Origin of the sequence: Polaribacter filamentus (genome assembly GCF_002943715.1) — a bacterium.
In the GTDB taxonomy this organism is placed as follows: Bacteria; Bacteroidota; Bacteroidia; order Flavobacteriales; family Flavobacteriaceae; genus Polaribacter; species Polaribacter filamentus.
On record NZ_MQUA01000013.1, the window covers coordinates 2,987,563 to 3,012,155 of the forward strand.

Here is a 24,593-nt window from a genome sequence, read left to right on the forward strand (position 1 = left end):
CAAAAAAGAAAACAGAAAAAACCTAAAGAAGCAACAATAATAACTTCTGAATAGCTACCGAAAGTAAAATATACCAATCCACAAGTCACCAAAAAAACGATAAACCTTAAGATACTTAAATTCAGAGATTTTCTTTTTAAAGCAGCCGCCTCTTTTTCTAATTCAGTTTTTTGCTGAACGTAAAACTCTAAAGGATTTTTCATCAAATCAGATTAATTATAGTTCGAAATTCCACCTGTTAAACTTAAGACTTTTAAATCTGGATATTTCTTTTTCATTTTCTCTGTAGCCCTATAACTGTTAAGTCCTCTTTGACAAACCATTACATAGGTTTTATTGCTGTCAATTGTAATTTTGTCAGCATCAAATTTATTAATATGAATGGTCTGTTGCACTTCAAAAGGCAATTTTAAATCAGTTAAAACTGCAATAATTTCTAAGTTATCATCCCCTAATTTAGATTTTAATTCTCTGGGAGCTATTTGCCAATCGGGATTTTGAGAAGTGCAAGCCACATCTATATACCTTTGAATCTTAAATATTTTAGCGATTTTTTCTTTTAAAATGGTTGGTTTTAACTTCATTTTTAGCTGCGTATTTTGAAGCGAATTATAAATCAATAATTCGTTTGTTAATGGTTTTCCAATTCCTGTAATCAATTTTAAAACCTCATTTACTTGCTGTGTTGCAATCATGCCAACAATAGAATTTAAAGTTCCTGCTGCTGAACAATTGGGAATATCTGTTGCCATTTCTGGAAAAGCATCTCTTAAATTTGATGAAGTAGTTCCGTCTTTTTGCAGCACGTTAAATGTAGCGACATACCCATCAAACTTATACAAAGACCCATACACCAACGATTTATTTTTGATGACACAAGCGTCATTTAATAAGTATTTTGTTGGTAGCGAATCTGTGCCATCAACAACAATATCAACTTCAGAAATCAGCTCAAAAACATTTTCCTTTGTAATTGGTTTGTTGGTGAAATTAACTTCTGTAAACGGTGCTCTTTTTTTTATAAATTCTGACAAAACTTCAGCTTTCGGTTTCCCAACATCCTCTAAAGAAAAGAAAACTTGTCGATGTAAATTGGTTATATCAACGGTATCAAAATCTATTAAATGGATTTTCCCAACTCCACTTGAAGCTAAATAAACAGCAATTAAACCTCCTAAACCTCCACAACCAACAATCAAAACAGATGCGTTTTGTAGCTTTTGCTGCCCAACTTCACCAATTTCTGATAAAATTATTTGACGTTTAAAAAACTGATTTTTGTTAATCATTATTAATCTCCTTTTTAGCCACCTCAAACTCTTCTAAAGTATTTATATTTCTGATAAAATCATCGTCAATTTCTACAATTTCAACATCAGAATTTATTAAAACTTTTCTAGGACAAGAATATCCTTGCGCTAAATATTGCAACAAAATAGGATATGCTTTCGGTTCGTAAATCGTAATTAAAGGCTCTACAAACTCCTTGTTTTTTCCTTTAATTGCTGTGGCAACTTTACTCGTGTTTCTATGTTTTAAAACTAATTGTATAATGTCGTCATTTATAAAAGGAACATCTGTAGCCAGCACAAACCAAGCTGAATTTGGATCTTTTTGAAATGCCGAACAGATGCCGCCAAAAGGGCCTAAATTCAAAAATTTATCGGAAATTTCGTCTTCTTTTTCTGATAAAGCATGAACAGAATAATACGTTTCTAAGTTATTATTTTCTAATAATTCTTTGGCGAATTCCTTTTGAGGTTTACCAAAATAATTCAATTCAGATTTATCTTGTCCCATTCTCGTGCTTTTTCCGCCTACTAAAACCAACCCTTTTATGGGTGCAATTTTCTCCTGAATGAGATTGTGAATATGATTTGTAATTTTATCAACTTCATCAATTGTATAACAAGTACTATTTTTTATCTGCGGATATTTTTCAACTAAAAAATCAAAATATTCAGTGTCTTTTGTCAATTTTATTACAAACTGAATGCGATCCAACTGCTCTAATCTTTTTAAAACGGAAGCTTCTTTAGCTTCGTCTAAAATTAAGATTTGTTTTGCTCCTTGATAATGATTTCCATTGATAAAAAGATAGTCAAACTGAGCGAAATCTAACCGTTGCTGAAACTTATTTACGTTGCCAGAAGTTGTGATTTGTAAATTTCCTTCGTGATGAAAAGTAAATTCAGCTACTTTATTTTCTTTCACATCCTTGGCGTGGGAAGCATCAAAATAAGCCAATTTATATTTTGATAATTCTTGAGAAACTTTATGAACTAAATCAGAAATAATTCCACAATTTGTGCCTAAAATAGCGATTTCATTCGGAGCAAAATTGTCATTGTTTCGTCTTTCTAAATTGGTATGTTTTTTGTGATTAGCCATTTTTAATATCCGATTTTCCGCCTGTTTTTTCTACCAATTTCACTTTTTTAATCACCATTTTTTGACTGATACTTTTACACATGTCATAAATAGTTAAACACGTAATATTTGCACCAGTTAAAGCTTCCATCTCTACACCCGTTTTTCCTTCAATTGTTACTTGGCAAAGCACTTCTATATTTTCTAAGTCGATGATTTTGATATCAATATCAACTCCATTAATTAATAATGGATGACACATTGGTATTAATTCTGATGTCTTTTTAACACCCTGAATTCCTGCAATTATTGCTGTTTGAAAAACAGGCCCTTTTTTGGTCATTAGCTCATCATTTGTAAAATGGGCAATTACCTCTTTTCCTAAAAACATGGTTGCCTTTGCAATAGCTGTTCTTTTGGTAATTTCCTTATCAGAAACATTTACCATTTTAGGGTTATTATTTTTGTTTATGTGGCTGAATTCACTCATAATCTAATTTAGTTCTTGCTACAAATTTTTCGTATTTCAAAATTAACTCGAATTTACAATATCTTCTATTTATTGTGTTTAACTGCTCACATTCTGTCACTTCGAGTGAAATTCTTTTTTTTAGGAATTTTGTATCGAGAAGTTTTAATCATTTAAACTTCTTCTTTGCTAAATTAGGGAGTTTTTCATACTCATTATTAATTAAAGCTTCCTTTTTAATTTTTGACCATTTTTTTATTTGTTTTTCAGTATCAATTGCAAACCCTACCTCTGAAAATTCGAAATAAAAAACCAATTCTAAAGGTCTTCTTTTATATGTGTAACTTTCTATGTGTTTCCCTTCTTGATGTTCAAAAAAACGTTGTTCTAAATTTGATGTAAAACCTGTATAATACGTTTTATCTGAACATTTTAGAATATAAACATAATAGATTTTCATTTTTGAACTTTTAAAATGTGCTTGATAATGTGTTCTCGATACAATTTTTCTTCCTCTGTCAGAAAAATCACTCGAACTGACAAAACGTTTTATCCATTCTAAAACACATACTGTCACAACGAGTGATTTTGCTTTTCGCAAAATTGTATCGAGATGTTTTTTTTCAATTACCTATATCTAATTATCGGATAAACCTCTCCTTTTTTAAACTCCGTTTTATCACTTGGTAATTGAATGAATGCATCTGTTTTCACTAAACTTGCTAAATCGCCAGAACCATTTCCAGAAATTGGAAACGCAGTTAAAAGCCCGTTTTCTCTTTCTAATTTTACTTGTAAAAAATAGGTTAAGTTAGGTTTAAACGAAACATCTCCTCCTAAAATTACAGTTTCCTCTTCAACTTCTACTCCCACTGATTTGTAATACCAAGGATAAAAATACGCTAAACAATTTACAAAAGTAGAAATCGGATTTCCTGGAAAACCGAATACAATTGTGTTCATTTGATATTTGTCAACTGTATATTTATCTGAATTCTCATCATTTTTACTTGGAAAAAATTTTTGTCCAAACCAAAAAGGTTTTCCTGGCCTTTGTGTAACTGTATGAAATAGCTTTTCAACACCTAATTCGTCTAAAACTTCTGGTAAAAAATCAAATTTACCTTTACTTACTGCACCGCTAAAAAGCAATACATCGTATTCTTGTAAATAGCTTTCTATTTTAGCTTTTAAAACTGATTTATCATCCGTAATATGTGCAGTTTCTGAAGGAATATGTAACCTTTCTAGCAAAGAAACTAAAGTGAACACATTGCTTCTTCTTATTTGATGTTCTAGCGGAATTTCATCAACTCCAACCAATTCATCGCCCGTAGAAACAATCATTACTTTTGGTTGTTTTGCAACTTTTACATACGATTTTCCAACCGTTGCTAACACTCCAATTTCTGCGGCAGAAATAATTGTGTTTTCTTCAATTAATAAATCGCCAATTCCTCCATCTTTCCCTTTAACGTGAATGTTCTGGGCATTATTAATCGCATCAATATTTAGGATTGCCATTCCGTTTTCAATAGTTACATCTTCGTATCTAACTACCGAATTTGTATTATTTGGCAAAACTGCTCCAGTCATCACTTCTATACAATTATTGGAATTTTGAAGCGTAATTTGCTCACTTCCTGCAGCTTGAATTCCTTCTATCTTAAAACCTCTTTGTCCGTTTTTAAATGATTGAAAATCAATTGCAATTCCATCCATAGAAACTCTATTAAAAGGCGGGAAATCTCTATCTGCAAAAATCTTTTCTTTTAAAATTCTACCTACAGATTTTATAAACGGAATCTCTTCAACTCCAAAATCTTGAGTTGAATTTAAAACGATATTTTTTGCTTCTTTTACTGAAATCATTTGTAATTTTTATAATAAAAATACCAATCAAAAGCCTCGTGTAAATTATAAATTGCTCCAATTATCGTAATAATCCAATTCCATTTCAAAATAAATATTCTTGAAAAAAAATAAATAACTAAAGTAAGAATAGCTATAAATGGCGGAGTAAACATAGGAATAAATCCTCCAAAACCTATACTATTTGGGAGGTCTGGTAATTGTCCTATACTAAAGCTTAATATCATAACTACCAATGTAAAAATGACATTAGACTTAATTTGATTTAAATAATTTAAAATAGTTTCCTTCTTCATCCTTTCACACTTATGATTCCTAACTACTCAGGAATGACAAACTAATTTTTAGATATTACTTAACACAACAGTGTTTCTTCCCTTTGGGAAGATTAAGATGAGCTCTCTTCTAACCACCAATTGTACTCATACTTTCAGAAGCACCACCATCTTTTCGATTTGCTTCTGCAATAAAACCGTTTTCTGGCTTTTCTTTTACTAACGATAAAAAGAGTTCTTTTAAATCTTCGTTAGATGCGCCACTTCTGATAAAATCTCTTAGATTAAAAACACCATCGTCAAACAAACAATTTTTAAAAGTTCCGATGGATGTAATTCTAATTCGATTGCAATCGTTACAAATTGTTCTTGTAAACGCAGGAATAATTCCAACAGTTCCTAAATGATTTTCAATCGAATAATTTCTAGAAGTGGATGATTTTTCAGATTGAACTTCAGTAACATCAAACTCGGTTTTTATCTCGTTTAAAATCTTTTTGAACGTCCAATTTTCTTTCATTTCTCGCTGTCCTTTTCCATTAAAAGGCATTTCTTCAATAAACCTGACTGCAACATTTTTATCCTTCGTCAATCTTACAAAATCGACAATTTCATCCGTATTAAAACCAGATTGCACCACTACATTCAATTTTAAATCTAAACTACTTTTTTCAAGCAATTCAAAGGTTTTGTAAACTTCAGGAAAAACATCTCTTCTTGTAATTTTCGCGAACTTTTCTCTATCTAAACTATCAATACTAAGATTTATTTTTTTTACTTTTTTAAGCTTTTCAATTGTTGAAATATGATGAGAAATCAACGCTCCGTTAGTGGTAATATTAATTTCATCCAACAAATCATTGTAAGATAACATTTCTAAAAAACCAATAAAATCTTTACGCACAAAAGGTTCACCACCTGTTAAACGAACTTTTTTAACGCCTAATTCAGTTAAAACGCGCACCAATCGATACATTTCTTTAAAACTGAGTAATTCCTGTCTTGGCACAATGTCAATTCCGTGAGCAGGCATGCAATATTGGCAACGCAGATTACAACGATCTGTAACCGCCAATCTTACATATTCCATTTTTCTTCCAAAACTGTCTGTTAATTTGCTCATTTGGTATGCTAAATTAGCTTTTTTTAAATAATTGAGATATAATAATAATCACTTTAATTGGGTAATTTTTTACTCAAGATTCCATAAATGAACGCTCCTAAAAGTGCACCCGCTAATAAAATAAGTGCCGGAATTAATTTAAACCCAAGAATTACAAAAATTGGTGCTGCACAAGCTCCTGAAATTCCCCAACCTAAACCAAAAAAAGTACCTCCTAAAATAGTTCTTATAAAACCTTCTTTTTTAGGTTTCGGAACAATTTTATTCCCGTTAATATCTTTTATTTTTCCGTGTTTAAACAATTGCATAAAAATCATAGAGATTACAACTGCTCCTCCAATAATTCCAAACATATGAAAAGATTGAAATTTGAACATTTCATAAAAGCGATACCAAGAAATAGCTTGCGATTTACTTAGCACAATTGCGAAAAAAATCCCTAAGATTAAAAATTTAATATTTTTCATTTATATATTTTTACACTTTGACAAAAGAACTTTGACAGGCTCAGTTAGCCATTGTTCTTTTTTATTATTTATCTACTTTAATACTTATATTTTTTATTCTCAATTTGATCTCATTCAAGACTTTTTTTGATGGATGCTCTTTTCCTTAAAAAAGTATTGGAATTATAAACCACGTAGCAATTATTCCACCAATAAAAAAGCCAATTACTGCTAATAAAGATGGCAATTGTAAACTACTTAAACCAGTAATTGCATGGCCAGAAGTACAACCGCCCGCATAACGCGTTCCAAAACCGATAAGCACTCCTGATACTAAAAGAATTAAAAATCCTTTTAAAGACAAAACAGCGTCCATACTAAATATTTCATCAGGAAAATATTGACTACCCACATTTGCAAATCCTAAATCTGTGAGTTCTTGAACCGTTTTCGGACTCAAATCTATTGCTTGATTTAGAATTAAATAATTGGCAGCAATAAATCCGCCAATAATTAATCCAACAACAAAAAATAATGCAAATTTTTGTTCTTTCCAGTCCTTTTTAAAATAATCCGATACTTTATCTGCTCCAAAAATGGTACACATAGTTTCAAAATTTGTGGAAGCACCAAAATTTTGACCAAAGTAAAAATATAATAATAGCGATATTGCTATTAGTGGTCCGCCAATATACCAGGCCCAAGGTTGAAATATAAAATCCATGCTTTTTTATTATTTTGAGGTTTCGACTGCCCTAAACCTAACATTAATTTATAACTTATCTTTTAAGTAATTCCTAATCTTTTTTGTGGCTCCAAGATGTTCTTGAATGTATTTTTTATTAATATTTCCTGTTGATTTTCTATAACTTTCATCCGTATTTAGTTTATCAAAAATACTAGAAAATTCTTTTTGATTGCTGATAGAAATACATCCTTTTAAATTTACTAAATCTGCAGCTTCTTGAAATTTACTGTATTTATCACCGATTACCACCGGAATCCCAAAAGTTGCTGGCTCTAAAATATTATGCAAACCCGTTTTTAAACCTCCACCAACATAGGCTATATCAGCAACCGCATAAATTTTGGTTAAAATCCCAATGGTATCAATAATAAAAACCTGATACTCAGCTAACTTTTCATCTGCTTTTGCTGAATATAAAACTGTTTTCTTATTGATGGATTTTTGTAACGCTGTTATTGCTTCTTGCTTAATATTGTGCGGCGCTATAATAATCTTTTGATTCTCTAAAATACTATTATTAATGTAATTCACCAATAATTCCTCATCTTCTTTCCAAGTACTTCCCGCGACAATTGTGTATTGATTGTTTTTAAATTCATTAATAAAAGTAAGTGAATTATCTTGATCTAGAATTTTAGAAACTCTATCAAAACGTGTGTCACCAGAAATCGTTACATTTTCAAAATTAATAGATTTTAATAATTCTTTTGAGGTTTGGTTTTGTACAAAAAAGTGATGAAACGCTTGTAAAGATTTTCGCATAAATCCGCCATAAAACTTAAAAAAAATTTGATCTTTTCTTAAAATTCCAGAAACTAAAACTGTTGGAATCTCTTTCTTTTTTAATTCGTTTAAAAAGTTGGGCCAAAATTCATATTTTATAAAAATCGCCAAAGTTGGATTCACAATTTCTATAAAATTTCTTGCATTTGCCTTGCTATCTAGGGGCATGTAACAAACGACATCTGCTAAATTAAAATTTTTACGGATTTCATATCCCGAAGGTGAAAAAAAAGTTACTAAAATTTTATACTGATTATAGTCTTTTTTTAATGCTTCTATAATTGGTATTGCTTGCTCAAATTCACCCAAAGAAGCCGCATGAATCCAAATTGTATTATCGTTTTTTAATGCTGCAATTTTAAAAAAAGTTTCTTTCCTTCCATCAACAAAAAGCTTTAATTTTTTACTAAAAAAAGCTAGTATTGGAAGCACTATCGCTGCTTTAAAAACAAGTATGTTGTACAGAAAATTCATTGAGGTAAAAATACAAAATAGAAGTTAGTTTCCTACTTATATTAACGAGCATAAAAAAAAGTTATCCTTTTTTTCATTCCTAGAAAAATTATAAAACAACAAATAATTGATTGACTGCCTTTGACCAAAAGCTTCTATGACCTAATCATATTAAAGATAAGTTATTGATTCTCTATTTTTAATTTTACTTAAAATTTATATGTTGTTACTCTTTTTTACCTGTCTCAAAAAACAGCAGCAGAATCTAATTTCTTTTGTAAGATAAAAGCGCTACTTTTTTAACACCCTATTTTTGAGAAGTTTCTCAATTTTAGGACTCAGTACTAAAAAACAAAAACACTCAAACAATTAATTGTTTGAGTGTTTAAAATAACTTTTAAAATCTTAATTTCTTAAGCTTCAAATGGAGTTATAGATACATAAGATTTGTCGTTTCTTTTCTTTCTGAACTCAACAACTCCGTCTACTTTTGCATGTAAAGTATGATCTTTACCCATGTAAACATTTTCTCCTGGATTATGTGTTGTTCCTCTTTGACGAACAAGGATGTTCCCAGCAATTGCTGCTTGACCTCCAAATATTTTTACTCCTAGACGTTTCGATTCTGATTCTCTACCATTTTTCGAACTACCTACTCCTTTTTTATGTGCCATGATGTTATGGTTTTAAAATTGAATTTTTTATTTAGTTAAAGCTTCAATTAATTCAGCTTTCTTTAAAGAAGTATATCCAGAGATACCTTTTCCTTTAGCAGCATCTTTTAATTCTGCCACAGTCATAGAACTATAATCTGTTGCAGCTTCTTCTTTTACATCAGCTTTAGGAGTAGCTTCTTTTTTAGGCGCAGCTTCTTTTTTTTCTGATTTTTTTCCACCAGTAGCAGCAATAGATTCAATTTGAATCTCGCTTAAATACTGTCTGTGTCCGTTTTTCTTTTTGAAACCTTTTCTTCTTTTCTTTTTGAAAACGATTACTTTATCACCTTTTAAGTGACTTAAAATTTGAGCTGTTACAGAAGCTCCTTCTATAGCTGGGGCGCCAATTGTTACATTACCAGCGTTGTCAAGTAAAAGAACGTTATCAAAAGTTACTTTTGATCCTGCCTCTCCTTGTAAACGGTGTACGTATACTTTTTGGTCTTTTGCTACTTTAAACTGCTGCCCTGCTATCTCTACGATTGCGTACATACTTTTTGTTTTGCGTATTTATACTTAATTAACGCATTGTCAATGCTGAAAATGCGGATGCAAATATACATATTTTTTAATATTCACCAATTTGTTTTAGGATAAAATAATTTTATCAGAAAAACCCTCATTTAGTACGCTTTTTAAAGCTGATTTAATTATTAATTTATTATTTTTGAAGAAACCCATTTCTACTTTATCCGAATATTGCAACAAATTAGTAGACTTTGCGTCCAATTTAAAACATAATTATTAACTAAATAAAAATCGATGAAGAAAAATATTTTATCTCTTGCTTCCGCTATGCTATTTGTATTTTCTACAAATGCACAAAAGGTAGAGTTTGAAGAGTACAATTTGGATAACGGAATGCACGTTATTTTACACAAAGATACTTCTGCTCCCGTAGTTGTAACCTCTGTAATGTATCATGTAGGTGCTAAAGATGAGCAACCAGGAAGAACAGGAATGGCACATTTTTTTGAGCATTTATTGTTTGAAGGAACAGAAAACATTAAAAAAGGCGAATGGTTTAAAATGGTTTCTTCTAATGGTGGAAGAAATAATGCCAATACTACAGACGACAGAACTTATTATTATGAAATTTTTCCGTCTAATAAATTAGAGCTAGGTTTATGGATGGAATCTGAACGTTTATTGCACCCAATTATTGGGCAAGATGGCGTTGACACCCAAAATGAAGTTGTAAAAGAAGAGAAAAGATTGCGAGTAGACAATCAGCCTTATTCTCGTTTTTTAGAATATGTAAAAGAAAATATTTTTAAAAACCATCCTTATAAAGGCACAACTATTGGTAAAATGGAAGATTTAGATGCAGCTACTTTAGAGGAGTTTTTGGCATTTAACAAAAAGTTTTACGTGCCAAATAACGCAACTTTGGTTGTTGCTGGTGATATTGATATAGCTTCTGCAAAAAAAATGATTCAAGATTATTTTGGACCGATTCCAAAAGGTTCAGAAATAAGTAAAGATTTCCCTATGGAAGATCCAATTACAGAAACAATAAATGCTAAAGGATACGACCCCAACATTCAAATTCCTGCAATTATGGCCGCATATAGAACGCCGTCTATGAAGACAAGAGATTCAAGAATTTTAGATATGATTTCATCATACTTAAGTGCTGGAAAAAGTTCTGTTTTGTACAAAAAATTAGTTGATGAGAAAAAAATGGCTTTGCAAGCAGGTGCAATTAATGCTAGTCAAGAAGATTATGGTACCTATATCTTATTTGGTTTACCACAAGGTGAAACTAAATTAGAGGATATTGTTAAAGAAATTGATGAAGAAATTACAAAAATGCAAACGGAATTAATTTCAGAAAGAGATTATCAAAAATTGCAAAATCAATTTGAAAATAATTTTGTAAACTCCAATTCTAGTGTAGAAGGTATTGCAAACTCTTTAGCTCGCTACAATGTGTTGTTCGGAGATACAAATTTAATCAATACAGAAATTGATATTTACAGATCAATTACAAGAGAAGATATTCAGGCCGTTGCAAAGAAATATTTGAATCCTAATCAGCGATTAATTTTAGAATATTTACCAGAAAAAAATAATATAGCTACAATCATTGATTAATTTCTTAAAATAAGACACAAATTATGAAAACAAAAATTTTATCATTACTAGCATTTTTTCTAGTATCTGTTTCTATAAATGCGCAGATAGATAGAAGCAAAATGCCAAAACCAGGACCAGATCCTGAAATTAAATTGGGCACCCCAAACACCTTTACATTAACCAATGGTTTAAAGGTAATTATGGTAGAAAACAATAAACTACCAAGAGCATCTGCTAGTTTAACTATTGATAATAAACCTTATTTTGAAGGCGAAATTGCTGGAGTTTCTAGCATGATGGGAAGCTTATTAGGTCGCGGAACTACAAACATCAGTAAAGATGAATTTAATGAAAAAGTAGATTTTCTAGGAGCCAATGTATCCTTTTTTAGTTCAGGCGCTTATGCATCTTCATTAAAAAAATACTTTCCAGAAATTTTAGGATTAATGGCAGATGGCGTTAAAAACTCTCAATTTACGCAAGAAGAATTTGATAAAGAAGTACAAATTACTTTAGACGGTTTAAAATCTAATGAAAAAAATGTTACTTCTGCTGCTAGACGTGTAGAAAATGTATTAACGTATGGCAAAAATCACCCTTTTGGAGAATTTACATCAAAAGAAAGTGTAAACAAAATTACCTTAGAGGATGTTAAAAACAACTACAATAGCTACTTTAAACCAAACAATGCATATTTGGTTATAGAAGGTGACATTGATACAAAAGAAATAGAAAAGTTAGTAAAAAGTATATTTTCTAATTGGAAAAAAGGAGAAATTCCTTTATATACAATACCAGGAACTGAAAGTGTAGCAACTACAGAAATTAATTTTATTGATATGCAAAACGCGGTACAATCAGAAATTGCTGTAATTAATAATGTAGACTTAACTTTAGGTGATAAAGATTATTATGCAGCATTAATGGCAAGTAATATTCTTGGTGGTGGGGGTACTGCACGTTTATTTATGAATTTACGTGAAGATAAAGGTTATACTTACGGTTCTTATGCTAGCCTAAGACAAGATAAATATGCTGGTACTTTTAGAGCAACTGCAAGTGTTAGAAACGTGGTTACAGACAGTTCTGTAGTAGAAATTCAAAAAGAGATTAACAGAATTAGATATGAAAAAGTAACGTCAGAAGAATTAAAGAATTCTAAAGAAGAATACATTGGTGGCTTTGTAATGGATGTACAAAAACCTAGAACTGTTGCTAATTTTGCTTTAAATATAGAACGCTATAATTTACCAAAAGACTTCTATGCAAATTACATTAAAAATATTAAAGCAGTCACTTTAGATGATGTCCAAAATGCTGCAATAAAATATTTTAGAGGAGATAAAGCTAAAATTATTATAACAGGAAAAGGAATTGATGTTCTTAAAAACCTGGAAAACACAGATTACGTTATTAAATATTTTGATACATATGGTAATCCTACAGAAAAACCAGCAATGACGTTACCAATTCCAGAGGGTATGACGGCTGCAAATGTAATTGACAAGTACATAACTGCTATTGGTGGTGAAGATAAAGTAATGGCAATAAAAACAACTATGATGGTTGCAAATGCAACAATTCAGGGTACTCCTTTAGTAATGACAAGCAAATCTTCTGCACCTAATAAAATATCGCAAGAAATAGCTGTAATGGGCAATGTGATGCAAAAATCTATTTTTGATGGCGAAAAAGGCTATTCTGAAAGCAGAGGTCAGCGCACAGATATGGAAGGTGATGATTTAGAAGAAGCAAAAGAAGGTAATGCTATTATTAGTGATTTAAATTATAAATCTGGCACATTGTTAAGAATTGAACCTATTGATGGTAGAAATACTATTGTTTTAAAACACAAAGACAATGAGGTTTTCTACGATATGGAAACGGGTTTAAAAGTAAAATCTATAAAAGTTACCAAAGGTCCAGACGGAGCAGATGTAAAGATTCCTACTCTCTTTTCTGATTACAAAGAAGTAAACGGAGTTAAATTTCCATATTCTATAATTCAAAAGATGGGACCAATGGAATTGAATTTCGAAATTCAAGAAATAAAAGTAAATGAAGGTGTTACAGATGCTGATTTTAAATAAAATTCTTTAAATACTATTTTAAAAAGAGTCAAAACATTCAGTTTTGGCTCTTTTTATTTGAGAACTATTTCTTAAAACTACTTTTTTTTATTTACCAAATACACACCAAATAAAATAATTACACCTGCAAAAAACTGAATTAAATCAAGTTTTTCGCCATCTAAAATTCCCCAAAAAACAGCAACAATAGGAATTAAATAAGTTACGGATGATGCAAATATTGGCGATGCTAAATGCACCATTTTATTATAAAATACTTTTGCCACGCCGGTTCCTAAAACTGCTAAAATGGCAAGATAACCTAGTGCATTCATTTTGGTTTCTGTATATTCGAAAGTGCTAAAAAAATCTGTAAAAAGCAAAACTATAAAAGCCGGAATTACTAACAACAAAAAATTACCAGCCACAATACTTAATGCACTAATATCTGATAAATGTTTCTTTACAATATTTACATTAAAAGCGTATCCAACAGAAGCAATTACAACTAATATTGAAAACCAATAATTTTGATTCGGGTTTAAATCTGAACCTTTTAAAATCAATAAAACGGTACCAATTAAGCCAATAAAGATCCCTATAAATTGTTGCTTTTTAAACGAAAACCCAAAAACTAAGACACCAACAATAAATGTATTAAATGGCGTTAAGGAATTTAAAATAGAAGTAATAGAACTATCGATTCCAGAAACAGCAAATGCAAATGCAAATACAGGAAAAAAAGTACCCAAAAGTGCTGTAGAAAGAATGTGTTTATAATGTTTTTTCTTGATCTCTTTTAAACTCTTAAAACCAATCATCAAAAGAAATAAACCAGCAATTAAAATACGCAAAGCACCTAATTGAACTGGAGTTAACCCAATTAACGCTTTTTTCATCAGAATAAAAGAACTTCCCCAAACTAATGAAAGTAAGACCAAATACAACCACTTTTTTTGTTGAATATTCATAAGTTTGATTAAATTTTGCACAAAAGTCTACTAATTATTTAAATACATGCTTTATTGTTGATAAATTTGTTTAATATATCAATCATAATATCTGATACCCCTTAAAAAGGATTGTAAACGATTAAAAAATTAGTAAAAACCTATAAAATTTATCCAATGAAAGTTCAAAAAATCATATTCTCGATTGCAATTGCTTGTTTTATTTTAACTGGATGCAAAAATGAAGCACCCGAAGAAGTGAAAAAAGAAAATGTTTCTTTAGCTATTTCCGGAATGACTTGCGAAATTGGTTGTGCAAAAACCATTCAATCTAAATTATCTAAAAAAGAAGGTGTTTTAGGTGCTAAAGTTATTTTTACAGACAGCATCGCAAACATTGAGTTTGATGCAAATAAAACATCCAAAGAAGATTTAATTGCTTTTGTAAGCGGTATTGCTGGAGGCGAACTATACAAAGCTTCAGAATCTTTCAACAAAGTTAAAACTTCTAACAAAGCACATATTTGTTCTGATGCTTGCAAAGATAGCTGCGAAATGAAAGCAAAAAAAACACCTTGTAAAGAGGATTGTAAAATGGATTGTTGCGCTGATAAAAAAAGTTAGATTAAAATAAAAAATTAAAAAAGAAGCCGCCTCAATTCTAAAGTTGAGGCGGCTTTTTTATTGTTTAGAACTAAGCTAAAACCATTTAAAAAAAATTGTTAAATAATTATTTTTTTATCTCTATCTCCATAATCATATTGTCGAATTCATGGTATATTTAATAATTTACAAAATATTAACATACCTTATAAATACTTAATAATCAGTTAACCCAAAGAAATGAATTCTAAATTACTTTTGTGGCTTAAATAAACAATAAATAATTTTTATTATGAAAAAAATCTTACTTTTTTGTGTTCTTTTTGCAAGTACTTTGGCTTTCAGCCAAGTTACTATGTTAACGACAAATACTACTTGGTCTGGAGATGAAACTTTAAATGGAAAAGTTGTTGTTAATGCTGGTGTAACATTAACTATTCAACCAGGAACCGTTATTAAAGCTGTTTTTAAATCAGATCCTGTTGATGCATCTGCCTTAGTTGTAGCTAAAGGTGGTAAAATTATTGCTAACGGAACTGCTGCTTTACCAATTATATTCACTACTGAATATGATGCACTTACTTCTGCAAATGTTGCTTCTGGCACTTATGTAGCTCCAAATCATAACTTAGATTTAGGTGGTCTTTGGGGAGGAGTTATTGTTTTAGGTAACAACGTAATTGGCGCAGGTGCTAATAACACTGCAAATATTGAAGGTATTGCTGCTGGCCAAACTTGGACAAACTATGGTGGTTCTGCTACAGATGATAATTCAGGCTCTTTAAAATATGTATCTGTTCGTCATGGAGGCGCTACAATTGCTAATGGTGATGAAATAAACGGACTTACACTTGGTGGTGTTGGTAATGGAACTGTTATTGAAAACATTGAAATTATTTCTAATGCTGATGATGGTATTGAAATATTTGGAGGTAATGTTAATGTTGATAAGATATTAGTTTACAACTCAACTGATGATGCTATTGATTTAGATCAAGCTTATTCTGGTACCATTACAAACGCTTATGTTGCAATGGGTGAAATTGGAGATAATGTATTTGAAATAGATGGTACAGAATCAACTTCTAATCCTGTGGTTACTGGTTCTTACACAATTATTGGTGTAACGGCTATTGGTAATGCAAACGTTGCTCAATCTGATACTTATGGTCATTGGAAAGCTTCTGCTATGGGCGCTAACAATAATATTGTATTTAAAGGATTTAAGGCTGGAAATAAAATTGAAGGCATTGATGCTACTACTTTTGGGAATGGAACACTTACTTTTTCTAACCTAGATTTTGTGACTACAAATACTCTTGCTTCTATTTCAACTTCATTAACAAGTGATCATGCTGAAATTCTTTCTGCGCAAGCTCCAGGAAGTGGATCTACAGAAGAACATTTCTATCCTTGGACAGCTTATTTTACAAGTGGTAAGGGTACTTTAAGTGTTGAAGAAAATATCGTTAAAACTGAGTTTTCTGTTTATCCTAATCCATTTAGCAATAACCTAAATGTTTCTGGACAAATTAAAGTTGAAGCTTTAAAATTATACAACATTACTGGTCAACTAGTAAAACAAAACAAAAATTCAAATTCAATTAACGTTTCTGAATTAGCTAAAGGAGTATACATTCTTGAAGTTACTTCTGATTCTACAAGAGAGGTTAAAAGAGTAATTAAAAATTAATTATATTTTAATATAATTTAATCATTTAATTTAAAGAGCTTTAGTTAACTAAAGCTCTTTTTTGTTTACGTTAATTTAACGTTCAATATCCTGAATAATAATACTTTTGTCTCCTTATATCTTAAATAAATAATTTATAATTATGAAATATATTTTAACTTTACTTCTATTATTTAGTATTAGTACTTTTTCTCAATCTATAACAGGTGTTGTTATGGATGGTGAGTTTAACGAGTCTTTACCATTTGCCAGTATTTTAGTAAAAGGTACAACAAACGGTGCAAATACAGATATTGATGGTAAATTCCAAATAAAAGTTCAACCCGGAACTTATACACTAGTATTCTCTTTTGTTGGCTATGCAACCATAGAAATGAGTGATGTTCTTGTTAAATCAAACAAAGAAACGTTTATTCAAGTAACTCTTAAAGCTGAATCCAATCAATTAGATGCAGTCATTATAAAAACAACCTCCAAAAAGAATTCAGAAGCTTCAGTTTTAAATCTTCAAAAGAGATCTATTAACTTAGTTGATGGTTTATCAATTCAAGCAATTAAAAAAGCTGGTGATAGTGATGTTGCAAGTGCAATTAAAAGAGTTCCAGGTATATCAGTTCAAGGTGGTAAATTTGTATATGTTCGTGGATTGGGTGACCGTTATTCAAAAACCACACTTAATGGAATGGAGTTGCCAGGTTTAGATCCAGATAGAAACACAATTCCTATGGATATTTTTCCAACAAACTTAATAGAAAATATTATTGTAAAAAAATCTGCGTCTTCTGAAATTGGTGCTGATTTTACGGGTGGTACAGTTGATATTAACCTAAAAGATTTTTCGTTTAATCCTGAATACAATTTGAATGTTAGCACAGGATATAACCCAGATATGCACTTTAATAGTAATTTTTTGGCAGACGTAAAAAGCAGCACAGACTGGCGAGGCAAAGATGATGGTTCTAGAAATTTACTAATTGATCCAACTCTTGACTTACCTCCTGCATTACCACTTCCATTAGTACCTGCAGACGAAGCAGCTATTTTAACTGAAAATACTAAAAAACTAAATAAAAATATGGCTCCTATTCAAGAAAGGAGTGATTTAAATTATAGTTTTGGCTTTTCTGCCTCAAATGGATATAAATTCAAAAAAGATGGAGAATCATCTATTGGCTATCTTGCTGCAATAAGTTATAAATCAGAAACTACTTTTTATGATGACTTTTATAGAGCAACTGTTTTTAGAACGCCAACAGATGGAACTCAAAATGACCTAATTCAGAATAGTATTTTAGGAACAAAAAACACCTATTTAAGTACATTATTAGGAGTAACCTTTAAAGACAGTAAAAACAAAATTGCAATTAACTTTATAGATTTACAAAATGGAGAATCTAATGCTTCTAACCTTAAACGTCAAACATTTATTGAAAACCCTTACTGGGGAGAAGGAAGTGTAATAACCTATACACAAAGAAACCTTAGAAGTATTCCTATTTATGGAAAACATAACATTGGTGACAACCTATTTACTGTAAACTGGAAATTTGCGAAATCATCATCAACATTGAATGATAAAGATTTTAGAAGAACCATTTTTGAAACAGATGAAGATGTTACTTTCTATCAAATAAGTCCAAATGCAATTGCATCTCCATCAAGATTATGGAGAGATTTGGATGAAAAAAGCACCGTGGCCAAAGTAGATTTAGAAATCCCATTTGAAACCAATATTTTTAGTGGCAAAATTAGTGCAGGAGCTTCTTACATTGGCAAAGAACGTGATTTCAGCTCTAAAAGATTTGACATATTTTATAATGGAAATAGCCAAGTTTTAGGTGGTGACCCAAATGCAATTCTTGCTGATGAAAATATCTGGGTACAATCTCCAAATTTATTTCAAACAACTACTGGTTCATATATTAAAGGAGGTTTCGAAAGAACAAATGTCTATAATTCTGAATCAAAAAATGATGCTTTCTATTTTTCATCTGAATTAAAATTTTCAGAAATGATTAAAGCTGTTATTGGAGTTAGATTTGAAACATATCAACTTAGATATACAGGTGAAAATTTATTGGGAACAAAATTTGAAAATGAATTATTTTTAGATGATAAAGATTTATTTTCAAACTTAAACCTAATTATTTCGCCAAATGAAAAAAGTAACATTAGAGCTTCTTATTATAAAACAACTGCAAGACCAACTTTTAGAGAGGCTTCTTCAGCATATCTAATTGACCCTGTTACAGAAACCTTTTTCCTTGGTAATCCAGATATAAAATCTTCATATATTGATAATATAGATTTAAGATATGAAATATTTGGAAACAAAAGTGAAATGTTTGCTTTTAGTCTTTTTTCTAAAAATTTTAAAGACCCAATTGAAATTTCTGTTGTGAGTGATGACACTCCAAATGATTTTACAGCAATTAATAACGAAAAAGCAACCGTTAGAGGTATAGAATTTGAATTAAGAAAAAATCTATTTGTTATTAATAATTTAACATTTAATGTTAATACAAATGCTTCTTTCATTAGCGCCAAACAAACAATGAGTGATATTGAATATGACAGTAGAGTTATTTTAGCAGATCCTGGTCAAGTGATTAGCAGAGAAAGAGAGCTTCAAGGTCAATCACCTTATATGATTAATGCTGGTTTAGTAGTAAATGAAAGCGAAAAAGAATTGGAAGTAGGTGTTTTTTATAATGTTCAAGGACCAACTTTAGAATTTGTTGGTTTTGGTGGTATTCCTGATATCTATTCAGAACCATTTCACAACCTTGATTTTTCTGCTTCAAAAGTATTTAATGGAGAGAGTATCAGTAAGAAAATAACATTAAAAGCTAATAATATTTTACAAGACAAAAGAGAAAGTAACTATGTTTGGAATGATGAAAAAAGTGGTTTATTTAGAAGTTTTTCACCAGGAATATTATTTTCTTTAGGGGTTAGTATTACTTTTAATTAAACTTATTGCAAAAAAATAATTAGCAAAAGTAGATTTGCCAGTGAAAAAACACAAGTTGCTTTAGCTATTTCTGGAATGACTTCCGAAATTGGTTGTGCAAAAACTATTCAATCTAAATTATCTAAAAAAGAAGGTGTTTTAGGTGCTAAAGTTATTTTTACAGACAGCATGCAAACATTGAGTTTGATGCAAATAAAACATCCAAAGAAGATTTAATTGCTTTTGTAAGCGGTATTGCTGGAGGTGAACTATACAAAGCTTCAGAATCTTCAAACAAAGTTGATAAAACTGTAAAAGGACATGTTTGCTCTGATGCTTGCAAAGATAGCTGCGAAATGAAAGCAAAAAAAACACCTTGTAAAGAGGATTGTAAAATGGATTGTTGCGCTGATAAAAAAAACTAAGTTAAAATAAACACAAAAAAGCAGACTTTAAAAAGTCTGCTTTTTTTATTAAATAAGTTTCTAATACTTTAGAACGAATATCCTGTCCAAGCAAATACAGATTTATCTGCACCACCAGTTGTACCAGTTGTCAAAGTAATTGTTGCTCCACCACTTACTGTGTTTTTTACATCCGTAATATCCAAACCATTTGCAATACTAGCAACAGCAGTTATTTTAGTGGCATCATCTGCATCAGATTTAGAATCTTGTAAATCAATTACATCTCCAAATTTTGCGCCAGAACCCAAAACTAAATAAGCATTTGTAATTGTAGCAATAGCACCTCTTCTGATTTTAATTCCGTCAGACATTTCTACACCATCAGCATTATTAATAATTGTTACACCATTAATTGTGAATTTAGCTTGGTTGATATCCGAAGGAGAATTACCATCTAAATTACCATCAGCTTCAATTCCCCTTGGGTCTGAAGTTACAGCTGTATAACCATTTTCTCTAACACCATATAGGTTAGTACAAGTACCCGCATAACCTTGGGTAAAATCGAACATATCGTCTTTAGCATTTACTACTAGAATATTTGTTGCATTTACGGTACCTCCAAAGAATTCGATAGCATCATCATCTCCATTAAAAATAGCAATGTTGGAAATTGTTGTACCAGAACCAACACCATTTAAGGTTAAACCATTGTGTTCTGCCTCGTCGTCAATTCTTGCTCCTGTATATTCTAAAATAACATAATTTAAAATACCTGAGTTATCCGCAGCATCTGAACCGCCAAATAGAATTGAGTTCTTAATTTCTGTTGCAGCATTACTATCTGAACCAGATTGACGACTTAAAGGTGCATTCCCATTTAAAATAATACCTCCCCAGTCACCAGCTTTTGGACTAGTAACACTAGAAGTAAATTTAATAGGATTTGCAGCTGTGCCGTCCGCAATTAATTTACCACCTTTTTCTACCAAAATATAAACATCTGTACCACCCGCTAAAGCATTGATAGTTGTACCGGCCTCTATTGTTAAGGTTGCGCCGTCTTTTACTAAAAGAGCTCCTGTTAAATTATGAGCAATTCCAGATTTTATAGTTAAGTCTGATGTTAAGTTTCCTGCTAAATTTTGAGCTGTAATAACTCCTCCATCAACTGGCGTGTTATCATCTTCACTTAAAGAACATCCTGTAAATACTAATGAGGCAATTGTTACGATTGATAAAATTGTTTTTTTCATTTCTTCTTATTCTTTTGTTTAAATTGTTTAGTTTAATTATAACCTACAAAGTTGCGCTAACAAGGTTTATTTTACTTTAAATAAATATTAAAGAATTGTTATTAAAATTGATTAAAACCTAGAAATTATATGAGAATCCTATACTTAAGTTAACACCTTTTTTATAATTTCTTAACACTACAGAATCCCCTCCGTTAAAACCTGCTCTTGATATTTGAAAATCAGGGTTTACTAAGTTTATCGCTTTTAATTTAATACTATAATGTTTATTGAATTCATACGAGGAAACCACATCTAGCGTTGGTATTCCTTTTTCTAAAACATTTTCAAAACCTCTTGTACCAATAGAATAAACTCTCTCGCTGAAATAATTAAAGACTAATGAAGAGATAAACGTATTGTCTTCAAATTTTTTGTTGATAGAAATATCTGCATTTAATAAAAATGGCGTTGCCCCCTCTAAATTACTGGTTGAGTTTGTAAACTGAGCAACAGAATTACTGTCTAAATTAATATTAGAAACCAATAACGACGTATTTAAACCTGCCATAATCTCTAAATCTTTTTCTTCTATTTTATAGATACTTTTTCTAGCTTCAATTTCTAAACCATATACACTTGCATCATTTCCAACATTTAAATACGTAAGTGTGTTACCTCCTGAAGGAATTTCACTTCGAGCAATTGGATCTTTTATAAATTTATAGAAACCGGTAACTGTAATTAATTCTGATGATGAGAAATAATACTCATATTTAGCATCTAAATTATAATTATCTGATGGTTTTAAATCTGGATTTCCTTGCGATGAAAAACTAATATCTTGATATTTAAAGGGTGCAGTTTCTTTAAACTGGGGAAACGTATACGATTGGCTTCCTGCAACTCTAACAATGCTATTTTCGTTAAAATTATATTTTAAATTAAAACTTGGTAAAACATACGTTCTATCTAAGTTAGATGCGCCATCAACAGCAGATTGTGCTATATTGGTATTGTAAGTAACTAATTGTTGAATTTTTTCAAATCTAGCGCCAAAAGAAGCAATAAAATTATCACTAAATTGATACACTAAATTACCAAAAGCACCATATATTTGTCTTTTTCCTCTATACGTAAAAGGTATAAATGCGTTTGGATTGTTTGCACTACCTCTACCCGTTTCTAATTCGAAAATAGAATTGTCTATAGAATTTTGATTAAAAATTGCATCCGGATTATCTAAATCAATAGCAACTCGGCTAGAAAAATCGTGGTTAAAAATTGTTGCAGAAAACAAGCGTTCTGTATATCTGTAATCTCCACCAAATTCTAAAACGCTAATATCTTCATCTTCTTTTAATTTGTAAGAAAATTTACCATTAGCTGCATAATCATTCTCTTCTAACTTTGCAAAGTAACGCTCATTTTCTCCTGCAGAACTTGTTTGTGGACTGTAGTAATCGTCTCTTAAAAGATATTTGTTCGTTCTTCTGTCTGGCTCGTTTCCTCTAATAAAATTTAAAGAACCTTTTGTTTCGAAATTTAATCTATCAGAAAATTTAAAATTTGCAATTAATTGATTTACATACAATTCATTATTATTCGTTTGTTGTCTTCTTTGAAACTCTAAATCTCCATCTTGCTCAGGATTGTTAAATCCGAAGTAATCGCCAACAGATTGTTTGTTGTTATGTATAAATAAATGATTGTATGCAATATTATGACCGCCTTCAAACTTATAATTTAAGTTCGCCATGATCATTTGAGAAACTGTATAATCATATTTTGTAAAGTCTTGGTCTTGAAAAACCTCTCCAGAACTTGTTGTTTGTTTAATGTTACCATCAACATAATTATAACTTCCATCAAAACCACCAACGATAAAAAAGCTAAAGGTATCGTCATTAATATCATATTTTTTTCCTCCAGAGAAAGAAAAACTGTTATTTAATTGAAAATTTTGACTTTCTGGTTTCCATGAATTATTGAAACTATATTTCGTTAAATCATTTACAGGAATACCTATATTCTGAGTGCCAAATTTATTTGGACCATCAATTGTTAAAAAGTCTTTAGAAACTGTTTGCGTATTAGCCCCAGCAGAAACACTTAAATTTAACATGCTTCTTTTTACCAATTCTTTTGATGAAATATTGATATTTGCCCCACCAACATCACCACTTAAATCTGATGTAAAAACTTTATTAACTTCAATATTTTTTATAATACCTGTATCAAAAAAGTCTAAGGAAATATTTTTATACTCAGGATCTTCGGATGGCAATGGCAATCCATTTAATGTAGTAGAATTATATCTATCACCCAAACCTCTAACAATAACATTTTTAGAACCTTTAGAAACCCCTGCTGTTTTTGTAACTGCACCTTCTGCATCAGAAACTCCTTTTATAGCTAATTCTTGCGCACCAATTGTTGTTTTAATCGATACTGCTTTCTTTTGCTCTAGAATTAAAGCAGTTGCAGATTCTTTACTTGACGTTGTAGTTATGACAATGTCATCTAAAGCAACTCCTTCTTCTGCAGATAATAATTGATTGATTACAACTGTTTCTCCAGCTGTTATAGCAAATGATTTCTCAACGGCCTTGTATCCTAAAAAACTAAAAACTACAATATAATTTCCTGCAGGAACTTTAATGGAATAGTTACCATCAAAATCTGTAGTTGTACCTGTAGTAGTTCCTTTTATAAGAACATTTACAAAAGGTAAAGATTCATTATTTGTTTCTTTATCTGTTAGCAATCCTTTTAATGTGCCTTTGTCTTGAGCGTTTATAAACTGACCCCAAATTAACAAAATAATACATAAAATTTTTTTCATTTTTTTCATTTAATTACTTCTGCAAAAGTCTATCTACTTTGTAAACTCTATGTTATTTCTAAATTATGTTTGCATTATAGAAACGTTAAATTAAGGTTAAGAAAGTTAAAATTGTTAACAGTTTTTTAATTTTAAACAAATATATAAATCACTGTAAGGTCGAGTCTTTACGGTAATATTTAAGATTACATATCACAATAACATATTAGTTTTTGTCAACTATTTTATATGATTTTCTACCTATGGCCAAGGCACTTTTATAATTTTTTAATAGTTTAAATTCATATTATTGTTAGTTATTTGAAGTGAGAAAAGCTAATAGTTATGAAATCTAAAATGCTACAAAATGTAATACTCTTAGCTTGTATAATTGCGTTTTTAAGCACAAATGTAAAAGAAACGAATGCTGCTGAATTTGAAAAAGGACTATTAATTTAGTTGGTCAAGGCAGCTCTTGGTCTATGCGAGTTGATTTAAGGCTCAAAACCCTTGTAACTTCTTGTT

At 30.4% G+C, this 24,593-nt stretch carries 20 protein-coding genes; 6 read left to right on the forward strand and 14 right to left on the reverse strand.

Features of this window, described 5'->3' with window-relative positions:
- Positions 1-212 precede the first annotated feature (212 nt).
- The 11 genes from BST83_RS15680 to rplU all read right to left on the reverse strand — a co-directional run bounded on the left by BST83_RS15680 (position 213) and on the right by rplU (position 9,747).
- Positions 213-1,289 (reverse strand): HesA/MoeB/ThiF family protein, encoded by a 1,077-nt coding sequence (locus tag BST83_RS15680; protein WP_240614788.1) that lies wholly within the window; start codon positions 1,287-1,289, stop codon positions 213-215.
- On the reverse strand, positions 1,282-2,391 hold the full coding sequence (locus BST83_RS15685; RefSeq protein ID WP_104810597.1) for a molybdenum cofactor guanylyltransferase: 1,110 nt from the start codon (positions 2,389-2,391) through the stop codon (positions 1,282-1,284). Before BST83_RS15685 ends, BST83_RS15680 begins: the two co-directional genes overlap by 8 nt.
- Complete coding sequence (gene moaC, locus BST83_RS15690; RefSeq protein WP_104810598.1) at positions 2,384-2,860, reverse strand: cyclic pyranopterin monophosphate synthase MoaC; 477 nt, start codon at positions 2,858-2,860, stop codon at positions 2,384-2,386. Before moaC ends, BST83_RS15685 begins: the two co-directional genes overlap by 8 nt.
- Before the next feature lie 148 nt (positions 2,861-3,008).
- Entirely contained in the window at positions 3,009-3,299 is a 291-nt protein-coding gene (locus tag BST83_RS15695; RefSeq protein WP_104810911.1) for a GIY-YIG nuclease family protein, read from the reverse strand.
- 167 nt (positions 3,300-3,466) lie between these two features.
- Positions 3,467-4,711 (reverse strand): molybdopterin molybdotransferase MoeA, encoded by a 1,245-nt coding sequence (locus BST83_RS15700; protein WP_104810599.1) that lies wholly within the window; start codon positions 4,709-4,711, stop codon positions 3,467-3,469.
- 405 nt (positions 4,712-5,116) lie between these two features.
- Positions 5,117-6,109, reverse strand: coding sequence for a GTP 3',8-cyclase MoaA (gene moaA, locus BST83_RS15710; protein WP_104810601.1), 993 nt, complete (start codon positions 6,107-6,109; stop codon positions 5,117-5,119).
- A gap of 53 nt (positions 6,110-6,162) precedes the next feature.
- A complete protein-coding gene (locus BST83_RS15715; protein ID WP_104810602.1) occupies positions 6,163-6,576 on the reverse strand; it encodes a DUF6691 family protein in 414 nt (137 codons plus the stop codon).
- 145 nt (positions 6,577-6,721) lie between these two features.
- Positions 6,722-7,279: a YeeE/YedE family protein gene (locus BST83_RS15720; protein WP_104810603.1), complete on the reverse strand. Its 558-nt coding sequence runs from the start codon at positions 7,277-7,279 to the stop codon at positions 6,722-6,724.
- A 48-nt stretch (positions 7,280-7,327) separates the two neighbouring features.
- On the reverse strand, positions 7,328-8,560 hold the full coding sequence (locus BST83_RS15725) for a 3-deoxy-D-manno-octulosonic acid transferase (RefSeq protein ID WP_104810604.1): 1,233 nt from the start codon (positions 8,558-8,560) through the stop codon (positions 7,328-7,330).
- Between the two features lie 392 nt (positions 8,561-8,952).
- Positions 8,953-9,213: a 50S ribosomal protein L27 gene (gene rpmA, locus BST83_RS15730; protein ID WP_104810605.1), complete on the reverse strand. Its 261-nt coding sequence runs from the start codon at positions 9,211-9,213 to the stop codon at positions 8,953-8,955.
- A 27-nt stretch (positions 9,214-9,240) separates the two neighbouring features.
- Positions 9,241-9,747: a 50S ribosomal protein L21 gene (gene rplU, locus BST83_RS15735; protein ID WP_104810606.1), complete on the reverse strand. Its 507-nt coding sequence runs from the start codon at positions 9,745-9,747 to the stop codon at positions 9,241-9,243.
- Positions 9,748-10,017: 270 nt separating this feature from the next.
- Between rplU and BST83_RS15740 the strand changes: the two genes are divergently transcribed.
- Together BST83_RS15740 and BST83_RS15745 are read left to right on the forward strand one after the other, a co-directional pair.
- Positions 10,018-11,352, forward strand: a complete 1,335-nt coding sequence (locus BST83_RS15740) for a M16 family metallopeptidase (RefSeq protein WP_104810607.1) — start codon at positions 10,018-10,020, stop codon at positions 11,350-11,352.
- A 23-nt stretch (positions 11,353-11,375) separates the two neighbouring features.
- Complete coding sequence (locus BST83_RS15745; RefSeq protein WP_104810608.1) at positions 11,376-13,424, forward strand: M16 family metallopeptidase; 2,049 nt, start codon at positions 11,376-11,378, stop codon at positions 13,422-13,424.
- 77 nt (positions 13,425-13,501) lie between these two features.
- Here the strand turns inward: BST83_RS15745 and BST83_RS15750 are convergent, their stop codons facing one another.
- A complete protein-coding gene (locus tag BST83_RS15750) occupies positions 13,502-14,374 on the reverse strand; it encodes a DMT family transporter (RefSeq protein WP_104810609.1) in 873 nt (290 codons plus the stop codon).
- 156 nt (positions 14,375-14,530) lie between these two features.
- Here BST83_RS15750 and BST83_RS15755 point away from each other — a divergent pair, with 156 nt between their 5' ends.
- The 4 genes from BST83_RS15755 (at position 14,531) to BST83_RS20830 (ending at position 19,839) form a co-directional block, all read left to right on the forward strand.
- Complete coding sequence (locus BST83_RS15755; protein WP_104810610.1) at positions 14,531-14,977, forward strand: cation transporter; 447 nt, start codon at positions 14,531-14,533, stop codon at positions 14,975-14,977.
- A 271-nt stretch (positions 14,978-15,248) separates the two neighbouring features.
- Positions 15,249-16,649, forward strand: coding sequence for a T9SS type A sorting domain-containing protein (locus tag BST83_RS15760; protein ID WP_104810611.1), 1,401 nt, complete (start codon positions 15,249-15,251; stop codon positions 16,647-16,649).
- A gap of 142 nt (positions 16,650-16,791) precedes the next feature.
- Positions 16,792-19,623, forward strand: coding sequence for a TonB-dependent receptor (locus BST83_RS20190; RefSeq protein ID WP_205853596.1), 2,832 nt, complete (start codon positions 16,792-16,794; stop codon positions 19,621-19,623).
- A 75-nt stretch (positions 19,624-19,698) separates the two neighbouring features.
- Positions 19,699-19,839, forward strand: coding sequence for a hypothetical protein (locus tag BST83_RS20830; RefSeq protein WP_240614789.1), 141 nt, complete (start codon positions 19,699-19,701; stop codon positions 19,837-19,839).
- Positions 19,840-20,095: 256 nt separating this feature from the next.
- On the opposite strand, the gene BST83_RS15775 is transcribed toward BST83_RS20830, so the two are convergent.
- Positions 20,096-21,265: a beta-helix domain-containing protein gene (locus tag BST83_RS15775; RefSeq protein WP_104810612.1), complete on the reverse strand. Its 1,170-nt coding sequence runs from the start codon at positions 21,263-21,265 to the stop codon at positions 20,096-20,098.
- A gap of 118 nt (positions 21,266-21,383) precedes the next feature.
- Positions 21,384-24,089, reverse strand: a complete 2,706-nt coding sequence (locus BST83_RS15780; protein WP_170062800.1) for a TonB-dependent receptor — start codon at positions 24,087-24,089, stop codon at positions 21,384-21,386.
- Between the last annotated feature and the right edge of the window lie 504 nt (positions 24,090-24,593).

Coding starts and splice junctions, on each gene's coding strand:
- BST83_RS15760 (WP_104810611.1), top strand. CDS start 15,249: ATGAAAAAAATCTTACTTTTTTGTGTTCTTTTTGCAAGTACTTTGGCT.
- rpmA (WP_104810605.1), bottom strand. CDS start 9,213: ATGGCACATAAAAAAGGAGTAGGTAGTTCGAAAAATGGTAGAGAATCA.
- BST83_RS15740 (WP_104810607.1), top strand. CDS start 10,018: ATGAAGAAAAATATTTTATCTCTTGCTTCCGCTATGCTATTTGTATTT.
- BST83_RS15755 (WP_104810610.1), top strand. CDS start 14,531: ATGAAAGTTCAAAAAATCATATTCTCGATTGCAATTGCTTGTTTTATT.
- BST83_RS15700 (WP_104810599.1), bottom strand. CDS start 4,711: ATGATTTCAGTAAAAGAAGCAAAAAATATCGTTTTAAATTCAACTCAA.
- BST83_RS15775 (WP_104810612.1), bottom strand. CDS start 21,265: ATGAAAAAAACAATTTTATCAATCGTAACAATTGCCTCATTAGTATTT.
- BST83_RS15715 (WP_104810602.1), bottom strand. CDS start 6,576: ATGAAAAATATTAAATTTTTAATCTTAGGGATTTTTTTCGCAATTGTG.
- BST83_RS15750 (WP_104810609.1), bottom strand. CDS start 14,374: ATGAATATTCAACAAAAAAAGTGGTTGTATTTGGTCTTACTTTCATTA.
- BST83_RS15720 (WP_104810603.1), bottom strand. CDS start 7,279: ATGGATTTTATATTTCAACCTTGGGCCTGGTATATTGGCGGACCACTA.
- rplU (WP_104810606.1), bottom strand. CDS start 9,747: ATGTACGCAATCGTAGAGATAGCAGGGCAGCAGTTTAAAGTAGCAAAA.
- BST83_RS20190 (WP_205853596.1), top strand. CDS start 16,792: ATGAAATATATTTTAACTTTACTTCTATTATTTAGTATTAGTACTTTT.
- BST83_RS20830 (WP_240614789.1), top strand. CDS start 19,699: ATGACTTCCGAAATTGGTTGTGCAAAAACTATTCAATCTAAATTATCT.
- BST83_RS15725 (WP_104810604.1), bottom strand. CDS start 8,560: ATGAATTTTCTGTACAACATACTTGTTTTTAAAGCAGCGATAGTGCTT.
- moaC (WP_104810598.1), bottom strand. CDS start 2,860: ATGAGTGAATTCAGCCACATAAACAAAAATAATAACCCTAAAATGGTA.
- BST83_RS15695 (WP_104810911.1), bottom strand. CDS start 3,299: ATGAAAATCTATTATGTTTATATTCTAAAATGTTCAGATAAAACGTAT.
- BST83_RS15780 (WP_170062800.1), bottom strand. CDS start 24,089: ATGAAAAAAATTTTATGTATTATTTTGTTAATTTGGGGTCAGTTTATA.
- BST83_RS15685 (WP_104810597.1), bottom strand. CDS start 2,391: ATGGCTAATCACAAAAAACATACCAATTTAGAAAGACGAAACAATGAC.
- moaA (WP_104810601.1), bottom strand. CDS start 6,109: ATGAGCAAATTAACAGACAGTTTTGGAAGAAAAATGGAATATGTAAGA.
- BST83_RS15680 (WP_240614788.1), bottom strand. CDS start 1,289: ATGATTAACAAAAATCAGTTTTTTAAACGTCAAATAATTTTATCAGAA.
- BST83_RS15745 (WP_104810608.1), top strand. CDS start 11,376: ATGAAAACAAAAATTTTATCATTACTAGCATTTTTTCTAGTATCTGTT.